The organism is Brevibacterium sp. HMSC07C04, from assembly GCF_001815905.1.
Lineage (GTDB): Bacteria > Actinomycetota > Actinomycetes > Actinomycetales > Brevibacteriaceae > Brevibacterium.
In genome coordinates this window covers 1-17,137 of the sequence record NZ_KV823266.1, presented here as the reverse complement: position 1 = coordinate 17,137, position 17,137 = coordinate 1, and the positions used below count along the sequence as shown (strand labels likewise).

The 17,137-nt window shown below is 62.7% G+C and carries 18 protein-coding genes; 7 read left to right on the top strand and 11 right to left on the bottom strand.

The window, feature by feature from the left end; all coding sequences use genetic code 11:
• Positions 1 to 32 precede the first annotated feature (32 nt).
• Positions 33 to 2,429: a DNA helicase PcrA gene (gene pcrA, locus HMPREF3162_RS07110; RefSeq protein WP_070576850.1), complete on the top strand. Its 2,397-nt coding sequence runs from the start codon at positions 33 to 35 to the stop codon at positions 2,427 to 2,429.
• 9 nt (positions 2,430 to 2,438) lie between these two features.
• On the opposite strand, the gene HMPREF3162_RS07105 is transcribed toward pcrA, so the two are convergent.
• The 3 genes from HMPREF3162_RS07105 to purN are packed head-to-tail and all read right to left on the bottom strand — an operon-like array spanning position 2,439 to position 5,000.
• The gene (locus HMPREF3162_RS07105; protein ID WP_070576851.1) at positions 2,439 to 2,798 is read right to left on the bottom strand and encodes a hypothetical protein; all 360 of its coding nucleotides are present in this window, start codon (positions 2,796 to 2,798) and stop codon (positions 2,439 to 2,441) included.
• 20 nt (positions 2,799 to 2,818) lie between these two features.
• Positions 2,819 to 4,369 (bottom strand): bifunctional phosphoribosylaminoimidazolecarboxamide formyltransferase/IMP cyclohydrolase, encoded by a 1,551-nt coding sequence (purH, locus tag HMPREF3162_RS07100; protein ID WP_070576853.1) that lies wholly within the window; start codon positions 4,367 to 4,369, stop codon positions 2,819 to 2,821.
• A gap of 22 nt (positions 4,370 to 4,391) precedes the next feature.
• Entirely contained in the window at positions 4,392 to 5,000 is a 609-nt protein-coding gene (gene purN, locus HMPREF3162_RS07095; protein WP_070576855.1) for a phosphoribosylglycinamide formyltransferase, read from the bottom strand.
• A 225-nt stretch (positions 5,001 to 5,225) separates the two neighbouring features.
• Between purN and HMPREF3162_RS11415 the strand changes: the two genes are divergently transcribed.
• The 3 genes from HMPREF3162_RS11415 to HMPREF3162_RS07080 all read left to right on the top strand — a co-directional run bounded on the left by HMPREF3162_RS11415 (position 5,226) and on the right by HMPREF3162_RS07080 (position 6,778).
• A complete protein-coding gene (locus HMPREF3162_RS11415) occupies positions 5,226 to 5,588 on the top strand; it encodes a Cd(II)/Pb(II)-sensing metalloregulatory transcriptional regulator CmtR (protein WP_081499761.1) in 363 nt (120 codons plus the stop codon).
• Complete coding sequence (locus HMPREF3162_RS07085; RefSeq protein ID WP_070576858.1) at positions 5,585 to 6,184, top strand: cadmium resistance transporter; 600 nt, start codon at positions 5,585 to 5,587, stop codon at positions 6,182 to 6,184. The genes HMPREF3162_RS11415 and HMPREF3162_RS07085 overlap by 4 nt, the downstream gene beginning before the upstream one ends.
• Positions 6,185 to 6,325: 141 nt before the next feature.
• Positions 6,326 to 6,778: a hypothetical protein gene (locus tag HMPREF3162_RS07080; RefSeq protein WP_070777451.1), complete on the top strand. Its 453-nt coding sequence runs from the start codon at positions 6,326 to 6,328 to the stop codon at positions 6,776 to 6,778.
• A gap of 16 nt (positions 6,779 to 6,794) precedes the next feature.
• Here the strand turns inward: HMPREF3162_RS07080 and HMPREF3162_RS07075 are convergent, their stop codons facing one another.
• Positions 6,795 to 7,958 carry a cell division protein PerM gene (locus HMPREF3162_RS07075; RefSeq protein ID WP_070576865.1) on the bottom strand — a complete coding sequence of 388 codons (1,164 nt, stop codon included), beginning with the start codon at positions 7,956 to 7,958 and terminating at the stop codon, positions 6,795 to 6,797.
• Positions 7,959 to 8,080: 122 nt separating this feature from the next.
• On the opposite strand from HMPREF3162_RS07075, the gene HMPREF3162_RS07070 reads away from it, so the two are divergent.
• Positions 8,081 to 9,682: a zinc ribbon domain-containing protein gene (locus tag HMPREF3162_RS07070; RefSeq protein WP_141750268.1), complete on the top strand. Its 1,602-nt coding sequence runs from the start codon at positions 8,081 to 8,083 to the stop codon at positions 9,680 to 9,682.
• 128 nt (positions 9,683 to 9,810) lie between these two features.
• Here HMPREF3162_RS07070 and rdgB read toward each other — a convergent pair whose 3' ends face one another.
• Genes rdgB through clpS form a run of 5 tightly spaced genes read right to left on the bottom strand, consistent with a single transcriptional unit; the run spans position 9,811 to position 12,885 of the window.
• The gene (gene rdgB, locus HMPREF3162_RS07065) at positions 9,811 to 10,428 is read right to left on the bottom strand and encodes an RdgB/HAM1 family non-canonical purine NTP pyrophosphatase (protein ID WP_070576871.1); all 618 of its coding nucleotides are present in this window, start codon (positions 10,426 to 10,428) and stop codon (positions 9,811 to 9,813) included.
• Positions 10,425 to 11,150, bottom strand: coding sequence for a ribonuclease PH (gene rph, locus HMPREF3162_RS07060; protein ID WP_070576874.1), 726 nt, complete (start codon positions 11,148 to 11,150; stop codon positions 10,425 to 10,427). Before rph ends, rdgB begins: the two co-directional genes overlap by 4 nt.
• A 21-nt stretch (positions 11,151 to 11,171) precedes the next feature.
• Positions 11,172 to 12,017: an MBL fold metallo-hydrolase gene (locus tag HMPREF3162_RS07055; RefSeq protein ID WP_083304267.1), complete on the bottom strand. Its 846-nt coding sequence runs from the start codon at positions 12,015 to 12,017 to the stop codon at positions 11,172 to 11,174.
• On the bottom strand, positions 12,014 to 12,577 hold the full coding sequence (locus HMPREF3162_RS07050; protein ID WP_070576878.1) for a DUF2017 domain-containing protein: 564 nt from the start codon (positions 12,575 to 12,577) through the stop codon (positions 12,014 to 12,016). Before HMPREF3162_RS07050 ends, HMPREF3162_RS07055 begins: the two co-directional genes overlap by 4 nt.
• Positions 12,574 to 12,885: an ATP-dependent Clp protease adapter ClpS gene (gene clpS / locus HMPREF3162_RS07045; RefSeq protein ID WP_070576881.1), complete on the bottom strand. Its 312-nt coding sequence runs from the start codon at positions 12,883 to 12,885 to the stop codon at positions 12,574 to 12,576. Before clpS ends, HMPREF3162_RS07050 begins: the two co-directional genes overlap by 4 nt.
• 64 nt (positions 12,886 to 12,949) lie before the next feature.
• On the opposite strand from clpS, the gene HMPREF3162_RS07040 reads away from it, so the two are divergent.
• A complete protein-coding gene (locus HMPREF3162_RS07040) occupies positions 12,950 to 14,275 on the top strand; it encodes a nicotinate phosphoribosyltransferase (RefSeq protein WP_070576884.1) in 1,326 nt (441 codons plus the stop codon).
• Between the two features lie 7 nt (positions 14,276 to 14,282).
• Here HMPREF3162_RS07040 and HMPREF3162_RS07035 read toward each other — a convergent pair whose 3' ends face one another.
• Positions 14,283 to 16,082, bottom strand: a complete 1,800-nt coding sequence (locus tag HMPREF3162_RS07035; protein WP_070576887.1) for a DEAD/DEAH box helicase — start codon at positions 16,080 to 16,082, stop codon at positions 14,283 to 14,285.
• On the bottom strand, positions 16,079 to 16,351 hold the full coding sequence (locus tag HMPREF3162_RS07030) for a DUF3039 domain-containing protein (RefSeq protein WP_019175702.1): 273 nt from the start codon (positions 16,349 to 16,351) through the stop codon (positions 16,079 to 16,081). The genes HMPREF3162_RS07035 and HMPREF3162_RS07030 overlap by 4 nt, the downstream gene beginning before the upstream one ends.
• 31 nt (positions 16,352 to 16,382) lie before the next feature.
• On the opposite strand from HMPREF3162_RS07030, the gene HMPREF3162_RS07025 reads away from it, so the two are divergent.
• Positions 16,383 to 16,895 carry a flavin reductase family protein gene (locus tag HMPREF3162_RS07025; protein WP_070576890.1) on the top strand — a complete coding sequence of 171 codons (513 nt, stop codon included), beginning with the start codon at positions 16,383 to 16,385 and terminating at the stop codon, positions 16,893 to 16,895.
• The last annotated feature ends 242 nt before the right edge of the window (positions 16,896 to 17,137 follow it).

Here is a 17,137-nt window from a genome sequence, read left to right as displayed (position 1 = left end):
CGTCAGCCCCTCCTGCCATACTGGGAAGCACCATGAGCTCACCGTTCGATTTCCTCAATCCGCACGCTTCCGCAGACAACGGCGGCACAGCCGCGCCCGTCCCGGCGGAGGATCCCGCCCCGGCAGACACTCAGGCGGTCGGGTCCTCGAACCCGGAAGAACTCTTGGCAGGGCTCAACCCTCAGCAGCGCAAGGCAGCCGTTCACCAAGGCGGTCCCCTGCTGATCGTCGCCGGTGCCGGTTCGGGCAAAACGGCAGTCCTCACACGCAGAATCGCCTACGCCCTGCGCACCGGGAGGGCCCACCCGGGACAGATCCTCGCAATCACCTTCACCAATAAGGCCGCACGGGAAATGCAGGAGCGTGTGGAACAGCTCATCGGCACGCAGACCCGCGGCATGTGGATATCAACCTTCCACTCGGCGTGCGTGCGCATTCTGCGCCGCGAAGCCAAAGCACTGGGCCGCAGCCCCAACTTCACCATCTACGATTCCGCAGATTCTCTGCGCCTGATCACCCAGGTGGCCCGCGAACTCGCCCTCGACACCAAAAAGTTCTCACCGAAATCGCTGCAGCACCGCATTTCGAACGTCAAGAACGAACTCATCACAGCCGAGGACTTCGCCGCACAGTCGGCGAACAACCCCTATGATTCGACGATCGCGTCCGTGTACACCCGCTACCAGCAGCGGCTGGCCACCGCGAACGCCTTCGACTTCGACGACCTCATCATGGAAACCGTCCACATGCTCGGCGCGTTCCCCGACATCGCGGCCAGCTACCGGGCACGATTCCGCCACATCCTCGTCGACGAATACCAGGACACCAACCCCGCGCAGTACCAGCTGGTCCGTGCTCTTGCGGGCACTGATTCCGATGACAACCCGGCCGAACTCACCGTCGTCGGCGATGCCGACCAGTCGATCTACGCCTTCCGCGGCGCAACAGTGCGCAATATCGAAGAATTCGAAGAGGACTTCCCACAGGCGGCCACGGTTCTGCTCGAACAGAACTACCGATCCACGCAGAACATCCTTTCGGCGGCCAACGCCGTCATCTCCAACAACGACGACCGCCGGGTCAAGCGCCTGTGGACCGATTCCGGCAGCGGCGACGTCATCACCGGCTGGGTGGCAGAGAGCGAACAGTCAGAAGCCCAGTTCATCGTCGACCGCATTGACTCCGTCATGGACGACAAGGGCCTAAGCTACGGAGACTTCGCGGTGTTCTACAGAACGAACGCCCAGTCCCGGGCAATTGAAGACGCTTTTGTGCGCTCAGGAATCCCCTACCGGGTTGTCGGCGGGACCCGCTTCTACGAACGCCGGGAAATCAAAGACGCGCTCGCCTATGTCCGCGTCATCGACAATCCGGACGACGACGTCAACCTCAGCCGCATCATCAACGTTCCCAAGCGCTCCATCGGGGATCGTTCGCTGGCGCTTCTGCAGGCCTTTGCCTCGCGCGAACAGATTTCCCTGTGGGCGGCCCTGCAGCGGGTTGACGAAGCCCCCGGCATGACCACCCGAACACTCGGCCCGCTGCAGAAATTCGCGGCACTCATGAACGACCTCATGACCTCTGCCGACGGCGCGCCCGCCTCGCGCGTGATCGAATCTGTTCTGGAGCAGACCGGATACCTGGCACAGCTGAGCGCCAGCTCAGATCCACAGGATGAAGCTCGGGTCGACAACCTCGCCGAACTCGTCGCGGTGGCCGAAGACTTCCACACACAGCACCCCGAAAGCACACTCGGGGACTTCCTGGAGCGGGTGTCGCTGACAGCGGACGCCGATTCGATCCCAGATGCCGAACTTGGCGAAGTCACCCTCATGACCCTGCACACGGCCAAAGGGCTCGAGTTTCCCGTGGTCTTCCTCACCGGCTTAGAAGACGGCACGTTCCCCCACCAGCGTTCATTTTCGGATCCCACGGAACTGGCCGAAGAACGCCGCTTGGCCTATGTCGGTTTGACCAGGGCCGAACAGAAGCTGTTTGTGTCACGAGCAGAAACCCGCTCCATGTGGGGTCAGCCGCAGTACAATCCACCCAGCCGCTTCCTGGGCGAAATACCAGACGAGCTCATCGACTGGGAATCAACGGGCACCCTGAGCCCCACGGCTGCGGTCGACCGCCAAGAAGCCGGCTCCGCCGCTCACGGGTGGTCGGGAACCCTGGGCCGCAGCATGCGCACGGGACGGCCCAGCCAGTCCGCTGCGAGCGTGGGCCGCAGCTTCCCCAACCGCATTCGTCCCAATCGCGAAGCCGTTGTCGTCGAAGCCGGGGACAAGGTTTCCCACGACTCCTTCGGCATGGGCACTGTTCTTGAAGTCTCCGGAAGCGGCGACAAAGCCGTGGCGACGGTCGATTTCGGTTCGGAGGGCACCAAACGACTGCTGCTGCGCTACGCGCCAGTCGAAAAGCTGTAGGCTCTGCGGTCAGGCTGACGGCAGGGTCAGGGCCAGAAAAACCAAGAGGGCCGCGGCCAGCAGCGTTGTCGCAGCATCGGTGACTGCGCTTCGGTTGACCCAGGTTTTCTGCCATGAGCTCGGAATGATCCGCAGCAGCCCAACAGCGCCGATTGTCGCGGCGAGCATAATGCCGCCCACGCGAACGTTCACCAGCGCACCGGCGCAGGACAAGGCGATGCCGATCAGCGTGTACAGGAGAACCCAGTCGCGCCGCACCGGGTTGGAGTAGCGGCGCTTCCAGTAGATCCACCGTTTGGAAATGGGACCGCGGCCGCCCTTGCGAGCACGGCTCGCACGGCGGCTGCGGGTTTTTCCGGCTTGTGCCATATCGTGTGGGCGACGGTCGATCAGTGGAAGAAGTGGCGCGTGCCGGTGAAGTACATCGAAATGCCCGCGGCTTCGGCAGCGGCGATGACCTCTTCGTCACGGATCGAACCGCCGGGTTGAACGACGGCTTTCACACCGCCGTCGATGAGCACCTGGAGGCCATCGGCAAACGGGAAGAACGCGTCCGAGGCCGCAACCGATCCCTGAGCGCGTTCAGCGCCTGCTCGGTCAACGGCGAGCTTCGCAGAGTCCACGCGGTTGACCTGCCCCATGCCCACACCGACGGCTGCGCCACCGGATGCCAGCAGGATCGCGTTGGACTTCACTGCGCGGCAGGCCCGCCACGCGAATTCGAGGTCGGCCAGTGTCTCTTCGTCCACGGCTTGACCGGCTGCCAGTGTCCACTGATCTGCACGGTCGCCGGCAGCCTGCAGCGCGTCGCGGTCCTGCACGAGGAGTCCTCCGCTGACCTGACGGTATTCCATGGGTGGCACCGAGTAGCCGTCGATCTCAAGGATCCGCAGGTTCTTCTTGGTCTGCAGCAGCTCCAGCGCGTCGGCATCATAGCCGGGTGCGATGACCACTTCGGTGAAGATCGGCTTGATTGATTCAGCTGTGGCCAGGTCGACCGGACGGTTGCAGGCAATGACGCCGCCGTAGGCTGACAGCGAATCGGTGGCGTGGGCCAGCCGGTGCGCTTCGGCAATCGTATCCGCTGTTGCGATGCCGCACGGATTGGCGTGTTTGATGATCGCAACGGCTGGGCCTTCGTGGTCGTAGGCGGCGCGCAGAGCCGCGTCGGTGTCCACGTAGTTGTTGTAGGACATCTCCTTGCCGCCGTGCTGGACGGCGTTGGCTACGCCGCCGGTGCCGGGTGACGCGTAGACGGCTGCTTTCTGGTGCGGGTTTTCGCCGTAGCGCAGGTCGTTCTTCTTCTCTGCGGTCATCCCGAAGAAGTCCGGTTTGGCTTCTTCCCCGCCCAGCTGCTGGCCGAACCACGCCGCAACCGCGACATCGTATGCGGCGGTGTGTTCGAAAGCGGCCTTGGCAAGTTCGCGGCGGGCGGCAAGGTCGAACCCACCGGAACCGGCGGCCTCGATGACTTCTGCGTACCGTTCCGGGTCGGTCACAACGGCAACCGTGGGGTGGTTCTTTGCAGCTGCGCGCACCATGGATGGTCCGCCGATGTCGATCTGTTCGACGACGTCGTCATATCCGGCGCCAGAGGCGACTGTTTCAACAAACGGGTAGAGGTTGACCACAACGAGATCGAACTGTTCAACGCCCAGCTGCTCCAGCTGGTCCATGTGGTCGGCTTTGCGGGAATCTGCGAGGATCCCGGCGTGAACTTTCGGGTGCAGCGTCTTGACGCGCCCTTCGAGGCATTCGGGGAAACCGGTCAGCTGTTCGACTGGCGTCACGGGCACTCCGGCGGCTTCAATGCGCGCCGCGGTCGAACCGGTTGACACGATGTCGACGCCCTGGGCTGCCAGTCCGGCGGCCAGCTCTTCGAGTCCGGTCTTGTCATAGACGCTGATAAGTGCCCGTCGGATGGGACGCTGGTCGTTCACTCTGCTCCTCGGTCAGGTTGCTTCAGGAAGCTGACGGCGTGTACCCGGACACATGCCGTCCGCTCACCTCGATTGTGCCGTGCTCAAGAAAGCGCAGGAGGCGCACAAGCTCGCGGCGCTCGATTGCTTTGATTCTTTCATGCAGGACCGCTTCGGTTTCATTCGGTTCGATCACAACGGGAAACTGCGCGATGATCGGTCCGGTGTCCACGCCCTCATCAACCAGGTGAATGGTGGTCCCTGTGACCTTGGCGCCGTAGTCAAGCGCGTCGCGCACCCCGTGAGCACCGGGGAAAGCCGGCAGAAGAGCCGGGTGAGTGTTGATGATCCGTCCGCCGAAGCGCGAAACGAACGAGGCTCCCAGGATTCGCATGAAGCCTGCCGAGACGATCCAATCGGGGCTGTAGCCGGCAACAGTCTCAGTAAAAGCCTGGTCCCATGCCGCACGGTCGGCGTAGTCCCGCGGGTGCGCACTGAACACCTCGATGTCGGCCGCGCGAGCCCGGTCAAGGACCGGCGCGTCTGCCAGATCAGAGCCGACGGCGACGATCTCGACGCCCGTGTTTGCAAGCCCGTCGATGACGGCTTGGACGAGGGAACCGGTGCCGGAGGCCAGGAGCAGTAGACGCACATGCGGAATTGTATGCCAGCTTTTGCATCAACCCCTATACGCCTTGGTCAGCTCCGGCAGTCTATGTGGTGCATTTGGGCAGCAACAGAAGAGGTGAAAGCAGGCCGCCACATGAAGCTGCGAAAAACCGCTGAGCAAAGTCAACACCGCATAGACCTCTTGTCGCTCCCGTAAAATCTAGAAAATCTAGTCGCACTATTCAGTGTTTGCTGTATAGTTCACTACATGCTGACCAATTCTGCTCGTTTAGATGTCATGAACCGGTTGGGTCGAGCCATGGCCGATCCCACGCGATCCCGAATTTTATTAACGCTGTTGGAGGGGCCTGAATATCCGGCGGTCCTTGCCCACGCTCTGGACCTGACACGGTCTAATGTGTCCAACCACCTGGCCTGTCTGCGCGATTGTGGCATTGTGGTCGGCAAGCATCAGGGACGCCAAACCCGCTACGAGATCGCGGACCCACACTTGGCGCAGGCACTGACTGCCTTGGTGGACACGACCCTGGCCGTTGACGTAGCTGCCCCTTGCATTGATCCGGTCTGCACTGTTGCCGGTTGTGCTCATGATGAGGAGCTCAGCGCGTGATTTCTTCCCTCGTGCAGGCGATTGGCCTGTTTATCGCCACCAACATTGATGACGTCGTCATCCTGTCTCTGTTTTTTGCCCGAGGCCAGGGACAACCAGGAACCACCCGCCGCATCCTGGTGGGACAATATCTAGGATTCCTGGGTATTTTAGGCGCTGCGGCAGCAGCAGCCTTTGGCGCCCAAATACTGCTGCCGGAAGCCATCCTGCCGTACTTTGGCCTGATTCCCCTGGGGTTGGGTCTCTGGGCGGCATGGCAGGCCTGGCGAAATCGCGGCGAAGACGATGATGACGAAGCACAGCTGGAAGGCAAACGCGTCTCGATCTGGGCCGTGGCGGCCGTGACCTTCGCCAACGGCGGCGACAATCTCGGCGTCTATGTGCCAGTGTTCGTCAGCGTCAGCTGGGGTGCAGTGCTGGCCTGCTGCATCGTCTTCTTAGTACTGGTGGCCGTCCTGGTGTTCCTAGCCAAATGGATCAGCTCAAGAAAACCTATTGCCGAAGCCCTGGAACGGTGGGAAGACATTCTCTTCCCAGCAGTGCTCATCGGGCTGGGCATCGTCATCCTCGTCAGCGGTGGAGCCTTCGGACTATAAGCAACCCACACCACAGTTGAATCGCCCATGAGTGACAGACCCGCGCAAGACACTGTCCACCAGGTAGAGCAAATCTGAGCGGGGCGGACCGCCAAGCGGCCAGCAGCCACATCTGTCACGAGGTATGCCAAGATGGACAGCGTGACTCAACCCGAAGCAAATACCCAGAAGCCGAAGAAGGATTCCGAGCAGCCAAGCCGAGCCGCCCAGCTCGGAACGACACTGAGCATGCTCGTCATCGGCGGTCTCCTGGTGTCCATGCTCGGTGTTCCCATCAAGGTGGCGGCCGGCGTTCTCGCTGTTGCCGCCGTCGTTGTGGCCATTCGCTTCTTTGCTGCATCGAGCCGGGAGAACCGCCCAGCTTCGTGGTTCATCATGGGCGTCATCAGCATCATCGTGTCCGGCTACGTGGGGCTGGGCACAATCGGCACGATGCTCACCTACCAGGAGCAGGCGGACTACCAGGAGTGTGTCAGCTCAGCCCTGACCGAACAGGCTTCAGTGTCGTGCACTTCGGAATACAACACAGCCCTCAACAGCAAGTTCAAGAACCTCACGGGCATCGACATGCCCGGACTTGCCCCGGAAAGCTGATTTCCTCAGGCACGGTTCAATCTCGTGCGGCGAAGTGGTCGCGCAGCCGCACCATTCCAATGCCCGCGAAGACGACGGCACACGTGCCCAGACCCGCCAGGAGCATCGTGGGCACAACGTCCACGCCGATTTCGCTGAGGCCTCCCCCGCCGATGCCGCCGGAGAAGAACAGGCACAGCACGGAAAAGCCCAGGAGAATCTGAACCGAAGAGAACACCGCCGGCCACAGCTGGGCAGCCGACTGCCACTCGGCCCGCCCGGTCACCGCCGCAGCGACGGCGACAACCGGAATGAGCGCGAGCAGGCCGGCCCACGGACTGGGCTCGGGCGGGAAAGCGTAGGCGATGGGAAGCGGCGGAACGATGCCCTCGGCACCTCGGTAGGCTGACAGTTCGACACCTCTGGCGAGAGTGACTCCCGCACCGGAAACCCAGGCAATGCCCGCCGCCCACACGGTCGGCGCGTAGGCAAGCTGGATCACACCCAGTCCCACCGCTGCAGCACTCGGCGATGAGTACGCCTGCAGCACGGCTGTCACCTCACCGAAGCGCACGGCTATCAAAACGGCGAGAACGACGTTCGAGCTGATGATCAGCGCCGCGAAGACACGCAGGGTCTGGGCACGAGACATGCGCAGAGCTTCAAGCGCGGCTGAGCCCATGTAGTCGCGCACGGCCCGGTTGATGAGCTCACCGGCCGGCCGCAGGGACACGAGTACGGGACCGCTCAAAAGCACGCAGACACGGATGACACCGCGCAGGTCAAAGGCGGCTCCGCCGATGCTCGCGGCGATGAGCACCAACAGCGCAAAGATCCCGAAGAGCGAAGCGGCCCCGATGATCCGAGACACCAGGCGGTCCTCACCTTCTGGGTCACTGTCGTCGAGCATCCGGCGCAGCCGCACCCCACTCCAGTAGACGGCAAAGAACAGCGCGAGGTTGGCGAGGGTCGGCGGCAGAGACAGCACGGCTGATCCCAACGGCACGGCAAGACCAGCGGCGGCGGCGATTCCGCGCGTCGCCCACACGAGGATGACCGAGGTGGGCATGAGGTGTGCAGCGGCTATCGTCCACACCGCAGCACCTGAGAGGAACGCAACAGCACCCACCACGATGACAGCCGGAAACGCCGAGCGGACTGCGAAGAAGGGGATGCGAAGTCTTTGTGCCGAGGGGTCCATTGTCCCTATGGTGCACGAGCTTCGGCTCGGTTCCCAGCTTCCACGCGGAAAGAAGGTGCAGACTGGGCCCAACTGATAGATTGAGGCGCAGGTCTCAGACAATCAACGCGAAGAAGGAAGCAATGAGCAAGCCAACGCCCGAAGAAGGCAGCAACAGCTCGTCGTCTCCACAGCCGAACTACGGCACCGGACGTCCCCCTGAACAGCCGACTCCCCCGAGCAGCCCTGCAAACGGCTATGGACCGCAGGCGCCTCAACGAGCACCCCAAAGCGGCACGCCCGCGCCGAAGCCCGCAGCCGAACCTCCGCAGAAACCTCCGATGGGCAACCCGCCCGGAGGCGAGGACGCCAAAACCACGGTGCTTCCTCCCGCCGGTGCGCAGGACCCAGCACAGGCTCCCAGGCAGGAAAGCCCACAGCAGCCGCAGACTAGTCCGCAGGGCCCACCGCAGGCCGGGCAGCACAGTGCTCGCCCCGCCTCGGCACCTCGTGGCCCTGCAGACGGCAACACCGCGGTCATACCCCCTGTGAGCCCAAGCGCAGGCAGCGCCGGTGCTTTCGGCGCAGGCGCTGCGGCAGGGGCCGGTGCTGCGGGTGCAGGTCGGATGACACCTCCGCCGGGTCCCGGCATGGGCACCCCAGCAGGTGGCGGCGGCACTGCGATTGCCGCCGCCCCGGTCCGCGAACGCCCCAGAAAAAAGTCCAACACGGCGGCGTGGCTGATCCCTGTGATCGCCGCTTCCGTCGTGGTGATCCTGGTGATTGTCGGCGCTATTGCGCACTTCATCATCAACCGCACCGTGTATGGCCCAGACGCCACGGCTGAAAAATTCGTCGAGGCTCTCAACGAAGGGGACTTCGAAAAGGCGCGCTCATACGCATCGTTTGATACACCCGAAAACGCCTACACTGACCTCATCGACGACCCGAAGTATGCAAAGGCAGCTGCCGATACTCTGTCCAATGCCCAGGTGACCGCTTCGGAGCGCAATGGCGATGATGTCAAGATCACCGTCGGATACAAACAGGGCGAAGAAGACAAGAGCATCGATCTGACCGGCAGCAAGGACGGCAAGCAAGGACTCTTCTTCGACAAGTGGAAGCTCAATGCCCCTGACCTCGGCACCGTGAAGATCAACGCCCCGGCCGGCGCGAAGGTCAAGATCAACGGGGAGGACTTCACAACCTCCAACCCCGACACCGAGTACGCGGTCCTGCCCGGCACCTACGAAATCTCCACTGAGGGTTCGAAGTTCATTGAATCGGCTTCGGCAAAGACCACGGTCGGTTTCGGCGGCGACGACGGCGGCGCAGAGCTCAAGGTCGACCCGAAGCCCACAGGCGAACTGGGCAAGGAAGTGCAGAAGCAGGTCGACAAGCGCATCGACGACTGCAAGAAGGCCAAAGAGTTCGAAAAGAAGGGCTGCGGTCCCATCTCGCTGCCGAAGAAGGCACAGAACACCAGCATCAAGCCTGAAAAGGACGTCAAGCTCAACACTGTTTCGTGGAAGGTGACCAACCCGAAGGTGTCCGCGAAGCTTGACAGCGGAAGCGGCAAGGGCACGTTCCGCACCACCGACAACGGCAAGGCGCAGTTCTCGGCCGACTCGAAGAGCCGCGGCAAGAATGCGTGGAAGCTGGCGACCCCTGCACCCGTGATCGCCAGCGGCGAATTCGAAATCGACGGTGACTCCATCAAGATCACCGAGATCTACGGCTGGTAATACAGAACCTGCAGCTTCAGAATAAAAGGCGCGGCCGGTGAGTACACCGGCCGCGCCTTTTCTGCGCGCAGGGCTGAAGGTGCGAACGCGCAGAAACGTACGCCGCCGGTCCGCTGAGACGGCGCAGGTCAGCTCGCGAAGTGTGCTCGAACCTTCTCCACCAGCTCGCTGAAGGCCCTCCCCCGGTGGGAAACAGCGTTCTTCTCCTCCCGGCTGTACTCTGCCAGGCAGCGGTCTTGGCCTTCCGGAATGAAGATGGGGTCGTAGCCGAACCCGCCCGATCCGTGCGGTGCGCGGGCCAGCGCACCCGGCAGGGCACCTCGGCAGACGATCTCAGTGCCGTCGGTATCGACAAAGGCCGCGGCGCATACGAAAGCGGCAGCGCGGTCAGAGTCTTTGACATCTGCCAGCTGAGCCAGCAGCAGTCGGTTGTTGGCGAGGTCGTCCCCGTGGCTGCCGCTCCAGCGAGCGGAGAAGATGCCCGGCGCACCACCCAGAATGCCGACGGTCAGACCGGAGTCGTCAGCAAAAGCGGGTCGACCCGCTTCGGCAGCGGCGGAGCGGGCTTTGATCAGCGCGTTCTCTTCGAATGTCGTACCGTCTTCTACGGGACTGCTAAGACCCAAAGCCGAAGATGTCACGACTGTCGTACCCGGCAGGGCGCGCGCCAGGATGGTTTCGAGTTCGGCGCGTTTGCCTTCGTTTCCGGTGGCCAGGACGACTGGTTGACCCTCGTGGCCGGTCATGCTTCGAGCGCTTCTTTCTGCAGGCGAGTCAACTCGGCACAGCCAAGGGAAGCAAGGTCGAGCAGCGCTGCGAGTTCGCTCCTGTCGAAGGGTTCTCCTTCGGCAGTGCCCTGGATTTCAATGAATTTGCTGGAGCCGGTCATGACCACGTTCATGTCGGTTTCTGCCTGCGAGTCCTCTTCGTAGGGCAGGTCGAGAACGGGGGTGCCGTCGACAATGCCGACGGACACTGCCGCGAGTGAATCTGTGAGCACTTTGGCACTGCTGCGGATCCAGCCGAGTTCGCGCCCCTTTTCGATCGCGTCGTGCAGAGCGAGGTAGGCCCCTGTGATGGCTGCCGTGCGGGTTCCGCCGTCGGCTTGGAGGACGTCGCAGTCCAGTTGAATGGTGTTTTCGCCCAGCTGTGCGGTGTCGACGACTGCGCGCAGGCTGCGGCCGATCAGTCGTGAGATTTCGTGCGTGCGCCCGCCCACTTTGCCGCGAACGGATTCGCGGCTCGACCGGGTGTGGGTGGCACGCGGCAGCATGGCGTATTCGCCTGTGACCCACCCGGTGCCCTCACCCTTGAGCCAGCGGGGCACGCCTTCGGTCAGCGAGGCTGCGCACAGCACGCGCGTATTGCCGAACTCCACGAGCACGGAGCCTTCGGCGTGGTCGAGCCAGCCGCGCTGGAAGGAAACGGGTCGAAGCTGATCGGCCGTGCGGCCGTCAAAGCGGGTCATGACTGCTCCTCAGTGTTGTTGTTAGGCACCTGCGGCCACGGGTTCTGACGTCCGCTGTGCCCGGATCTCCCATGTGCGGTCAGGCACTGCAAGATCGATGGGGCCGGTGTAGTGGTGTGCTGCCGCGGCGGCGACGGTCTCGGCATTGGTCCAGGGTGCAATGTGCGTCAGAATCAGCCGTTGTGCCCCGGCTTCCTGCGCGGTGCATCCTGCGCGTTCGCCGTTGAGGTGGATGCCGCGCACTGTGTCGCGGCCGTCTTCGAACGCAGCTTCACATAGGAAGGCGTCAGCGCCGCGTGCCGCGGTGGTCAGGTTGTCGCAGGCGTCGGAGTCACCGGAGTAGGCCAACACCGCACCGGCGTATTCGACCCGCACGGCATAGGTTTCAACCGGGTGGTGCACGAGGTGCGGGGTGATGGTCACAGGACCGACCGTGAAGGATTCGCCATTGCGCATGTCGGTGAAGTCAAATGCCTGCTCGAGATCTCCCGAGGCGGAATCGGCTGGAATGGGGCTTGCTCCGGGTTCCGTATGGTGGGCGGCGGTGAGCCGTTCGCGGGTTCCCGCCGGCCCGTACACTGCCAACCGGTTCGGATGCCCGCCCGCTTCCAGGAATCGCGGGTCGTAGCGGTGCATGACGTACAGGCCGGTCACGTCGAGGCAGTGGTCGGGATGTAGGTGACTGAGCACGATCGCGTCGATGTCGGTGTGGGTGATCCAGCGCTGCAGCGGCCCCAGCGCGCCCGAACCCAGGTCGAGAACGATGTTCCACGTTCTGTCGGCTTCCACCTGCAGCAGATAGCAGCTTGCGGCGGAATGCGGACCGGGGTAGGAACCGGACGTGCCGATCGCAGTGAGCTTCATCATTCGCTGTCCCCGTCCAGCTGGTTCATGAACAGTTCGGTGAAGCGCTCCTGTACCCACGAAAGGAAGTCGTAGATGGACAGCAGGGCGGAATCGTTGCCGTCCAGGTGATCTTCACGGTCGTACAGCTGCTGCATATCGTCTTCGGTCACGATTCCCAGTCGACTGGATATGACCAGACGAACGTCGGTCAGGCCGATCATCCACGCGTGTGCTTCGTCCCGACCGATTTCGGCGGGACTGGTTTTGCTCAGTGTGAAGAGGATGGTCTGCAGGTTCGCGATTTTGCCTTCGCGGATGTCGTTTTCGGTGTAGCGGCGAAACTCAGCGGAGGCCTCTGGATTTTCCGGGTCGGCATCCGGCAGCAGCCGAAGGAGCGCCGGGTCGGTGGGCCGTTCGCGGTCTTCTATGCCCACGAGTTTCGCCAAGGGGTCGGTGCTTTCGCTGTCAGACCGACTGTCGAGCAGTGTGATGGTGTCGCTGACGACTCTGGCGACGATTGCCTTCTCCGTGCCGCCGAACTCCAGCTGCGCAAATGCCGAGCTGCTGGGATAGAGCTTCATGCCGCTCCCCCCGAATCCATTTGCCTGCACGAGGCCCACAGACCGAAGCCGTGCATGGCAGCGGTGTCTTTTTCCATTTCTTCGCGCGTTCCCTGGGACACAACGGCTTTGCCGTCATAGTGGACCTGTCGCATGAGCTGGGCGGCTTTTTCCGGGGAGTGGCCGAAGTAGGACCGGAACACGTATGTCACATAGGACATGAGGTTGACCGGGTCGTTGAACACGATCGTGACCCACGGCAGCGCAGGATCGGTCTGCGCGTCAGCGAGGACGTCGGATTCTGCAACGGGCAAGGCGGTGGTACTCACAGGAGTCAACTGTATTGCACTGACTCCCAAAAGACCCGCTGAGCGGTCCGATATGCTCGCGAGTATGCGTGAACTCACAACGTCAGACGGGCCGTCGACCGCTCTGCTGACCGATCATTACGAACTGACGATGCTGCAGGCAACTTTGGATGCCGGCACTGCGGATACTCCGTGTTTGTTTGAGATGTTCGGGCGCAGGCTCCCGCCTGGGCGCCGCTACGGTGTGGTTGCCGGCACCGGTCGGCTGCTGGAAGGACTGAGCCGCTTCCGGTTCGGCGATGACGAGCTGCGCTTTCTGCGCGAGACCGGTGTTGTCTCTGATGATGCTCTGGGCTGGCTGGCCGATTACCGCTTTTCCGGCACGATTCGCGGCTATCGGGAAGGCGATGTCTATTTTCCGGGCTCACCACTGCTCATTGTGGAGGCCCCGTTTGCCGAGGCGGTCATCCTGGAGACCCTCGCCCTGTCGGTCTACAACTACGACAGTGCGGTAGCGGCTGCGGCTTCGCGCATGAGCAGTGTGGCGGGGGGCCGGCCGCTGGCGGAAATGGGTTCGCGGCGCACCAATGAGAGCAGTGCTGTTGCCGCGGCCCGGGCCGCTGTTGTTGCCGGCTTCTCATCGACGTCGAATCTCGAGGCGGGGCGCCGGTTTGGTCTGCGCACCATCGGCACGTCGGCACATTCCTTCACCCTTCTGCACGCCGCGGAAGAAGACTCCTTTCGTGCGCAGATCAACTCACTCGGAACTGACACGACTGTTCTGCTGGACACCTATGACGTCGACGAAGCACTCGAAACAGCCATCCGCATAGCCGGTCCGAAACTCGGCGGTGTGCGCTTGGATTCGGGTGACCTCGGCATTCAGGCTGCCGAGGTGCGCGACAAGCTCGATGCCCTCGGGGCTCACAACACCACGATCACCGTCACGAGCGATCTCGATGAATACGCAATTGCCGCATTGGCGTCAGCTCCCGTGGATTCCTACGGTGTCGGCACTCGACTGGTGACCGGCTCCGGGGCACCCTCGGCCAACCTTGTGTACAAGCTCACGGCTAGGCAGGACGATTCCGGCAAGTGGCACTCGGTGGCCAAAAAGGCTGCGGGCAAGGGCTCACACGGCGGGCTCAAGACTGCGCGGCGGGTGCTGTCCGGCGGAACAGCCATACAGGAAGCCATTGGGGTTCCGCATCTTCCGGAGACTGTCGGCGGCGGTCGTGACCTGCAGGTTGACTTTGTTGTCGACGGGGAAATCGATGACAGCTTCACAGGCCCCGAGGCGGTTGTTCGAGCTCAGGAAATGCACCGGGCGGCCATGGCAGAACTGCCCCGTTCGGCACGGCGCCTGCAGGACGGCGACCCGACGATCCCGACGGTGTTCTACGACGCCTGAGCGGCAGCTATTTTCTGCCGACGAACCAGCGCTGCAGAGTGTTGATCCGGTCGAGGATCTGTTCGCGACTGGCTTGCGCTACAGCCGGTCCCCCGCAGGCTCTGCGCAGCTCCAGGTGAATTGAGCCGTGCGGTTTGCCTGTCCGGCGCGCCCACGCACCGACCATGGACTGCAGTTTGCTGCGGTCTTCTTTCAGCGCGCGGTGCTGAAGCTCCGCCGCATCGGCTTGCGGCTGTGGCTGTGCGGTCTGTCCGCCGCTGCCGCGTCGTTTGACCTGTTCGGCCTGCCTGGCCCGCAGGAGTTCGGCTACCTGGTCGGGTTCGAGCAGACCCGGAAGGCCGATGAAGTCGAGTTCGTCTTCCGAGCCAACGGCACCTCCGGCACCGAATTCGCCGCCGTCGAACAGCACTTTGTCAAAGGACGCCTGCGATTCCAGCGCCTCGTAGGCGCCCTCGTCTAGAGCCGACGACGCACTTTCGTTCCTGTTCGCCTGTTCGAGAGCATCATCATCGAGCAGATGCTCGTCTTCTTCACCGTCCTCGGTTCTGATGTCCAGCGCGTGATCGCGCTCAACTTCCAGCGAGTTGGCCAAGGCCAGGAGAATCGGCACGGATGGCAGGAAGATGGAGGCCGTTTCGCCGCGCTTGCGGGCACGCACGAAACGTCCAATGGCCTGCGCAAAGAACAGGGGTGTAGCCGATGATGTCGCATAGACCCCCACGGCCAGCCGCGGCACGTCGACGCCTTCGGACACCATGCGCACGGCGACCATCCACCGCCGGTCGGACTCTTGGAATTCGTCGATCCGATCGCTGGCGCCTGCTTCGTCTGAGAGCACGACGGTGACTTCTTCGCCTGTGATCTGCTTAAGCTGTTTTGCGTAGGCGCGTGCAGTGCTCTGGTCGGTCGCGATGACCAGACCGCCGGCGTCGGGGACGGAGCGCCGCACTTCGCTCAGCCTGATGTCAGCGGCTTTGAGAACCGCGGGGATCCATTCTCCGCGCGGGTCAAGTGCGGTCCGCCACGCTTGGGCGTGGATGTCTTTTGTCGCGTCAGCGCCCAGCAGGGTCTCCATGACGTCACCGGTTTTGGTCTTCCACCGCATATTGCCCGAGTAGGTCATGAAGATGACCGGGCGGACAACGCCGTCTTCGAGTGCGCGCGAATAGCCGTAGGAGTAGTCGGCCTGCGAAGTGCGAATGCCCTCGTCATCGGGTTCGTAGGTCACAAAGGGAATGGCTGCGGTGTCGGACCTGAAAGGGGTGCCTGTCAGCGACAGGCGGCGCCGGGCGGGGCTGAATGCTTCGCGGATCGCGTCTCCCCAGGAAAGTGCATCGCCGGCGTGGTGCACCTCGTCAAGTATGACGAGGGTGCGCGCACGGGCCGTCCTGTTGTGGTGCAGGACGGCTTTTGCTGCCACCTGCGCATAGGTCACTGCTACACCGTGGAAACCGGGAGCGGTCGAACCGTCGCTGTTCTTAAACCGCGGGTCGAGTTTGATGCCGACTCGGCCGGCAGCGTCTGCCCACTGCACTTTGAGGTGCTCGGTGGGTGCCACGACGGTCACGCGGTCGACTTTGCGCTGTGCCAGCAGCTCGGCTGCCAGTCGCAGAGCGAAAGTGGTTTTGCCCGCCCCGGGGGTAGCAACTGCGAGGAAATCTCGCGGTTCGGTGGTGAAGTACTGTTCGAGGGCTTCAGCCTGCCAGGCACGAAGCTTACCGGCTGTACCCCACGCTGCGCGTTCGGGATAAGCCGGGGGCAGCTGCTCTGCTGCTGATGTGCCCGGAACTCTTCCGGGAGCGTTCACTGGTCGTCGGGCTCCTGGGGGCCTTCTGGCATGGATTCGTAGATTTCTCGGCAGGCTGGGCAGACGGGGAATTTCTGTGGGTCGCGGGAGGGAACCCAGACTTTGCCGCACAGGGCGACGATGGGGGTTCCGTTGACCATCGCCTCCATGATCTTGGCTTTGGGGGCGTAGTGCGAAAAGCGTTCGTGGTCGCCGGGTTCGGTCAGCTGCTCCTGTTGCTGACGTTCAATGGTGGCGCTGCCACCGGGAGCCGAGAACGTTTCAGACATGCCAGCATTCTAGCCGCCTAAACTGAGCGGTATGGATAGACCCCAACGTGATTCCGTCGGCATTGACGAGTATCGACGCCTGACCGGCTATATGTCTGTCGGTCTTGCTGTTCTGACATGTGCGAAGGGTTCGCACACCGCGGCAATCACCGTTGATTCCTATATGAGTGTGTCTTGGGATCCTCCGACGATGGCGGCTTCTGTCTATTCCGGTTCGCGCATGATGGAGGCTCTGGGCACCGCGAGGCGGTACACGCTGAGTGTTCTGTCTGCAGACCAGCAGGACACTGCCGAATGGCTTGGAACGCCCGGACAGCCTATCTACGGGCTGCTGTCGCAGATCCCGACGGAGCAGACTGCTTTGGGCGAGGTGGCCATTGCCGGCTGTCTTGCCTATTTCACTGTCGTCATTGCGCAGCAAACGGAGATTGCGACGCACACTCTTGTTTCGGGGCCGGTTGTCGATCAAGGTGAGCGGAACGTTGAGGGGACTCCTCTACAGCGTTTTCATCGCTCATATGGGACATTCACCGATAGGCACTGAGCAAAGGCCTAAGCGCAGAAACGAAGATTCCCCGGGCGGCGTGAAGCTGCACGGGGAAACACAAAACAGGAAGCACATAGCAAAGCTGCCCAAGACGTTTATAGGCGACGGCCTATGGAATAAGCAGCGGGGTGGGTTTTGAGGTGGTGAATGGGTGAAGGCCCTGGCAGGGGTTCTGGGAGCAGTGGTGCTCGACCAGGTCCTGTCAGGGCCTTCATTTGTGGTGTGGTTGCGGCGGTGTC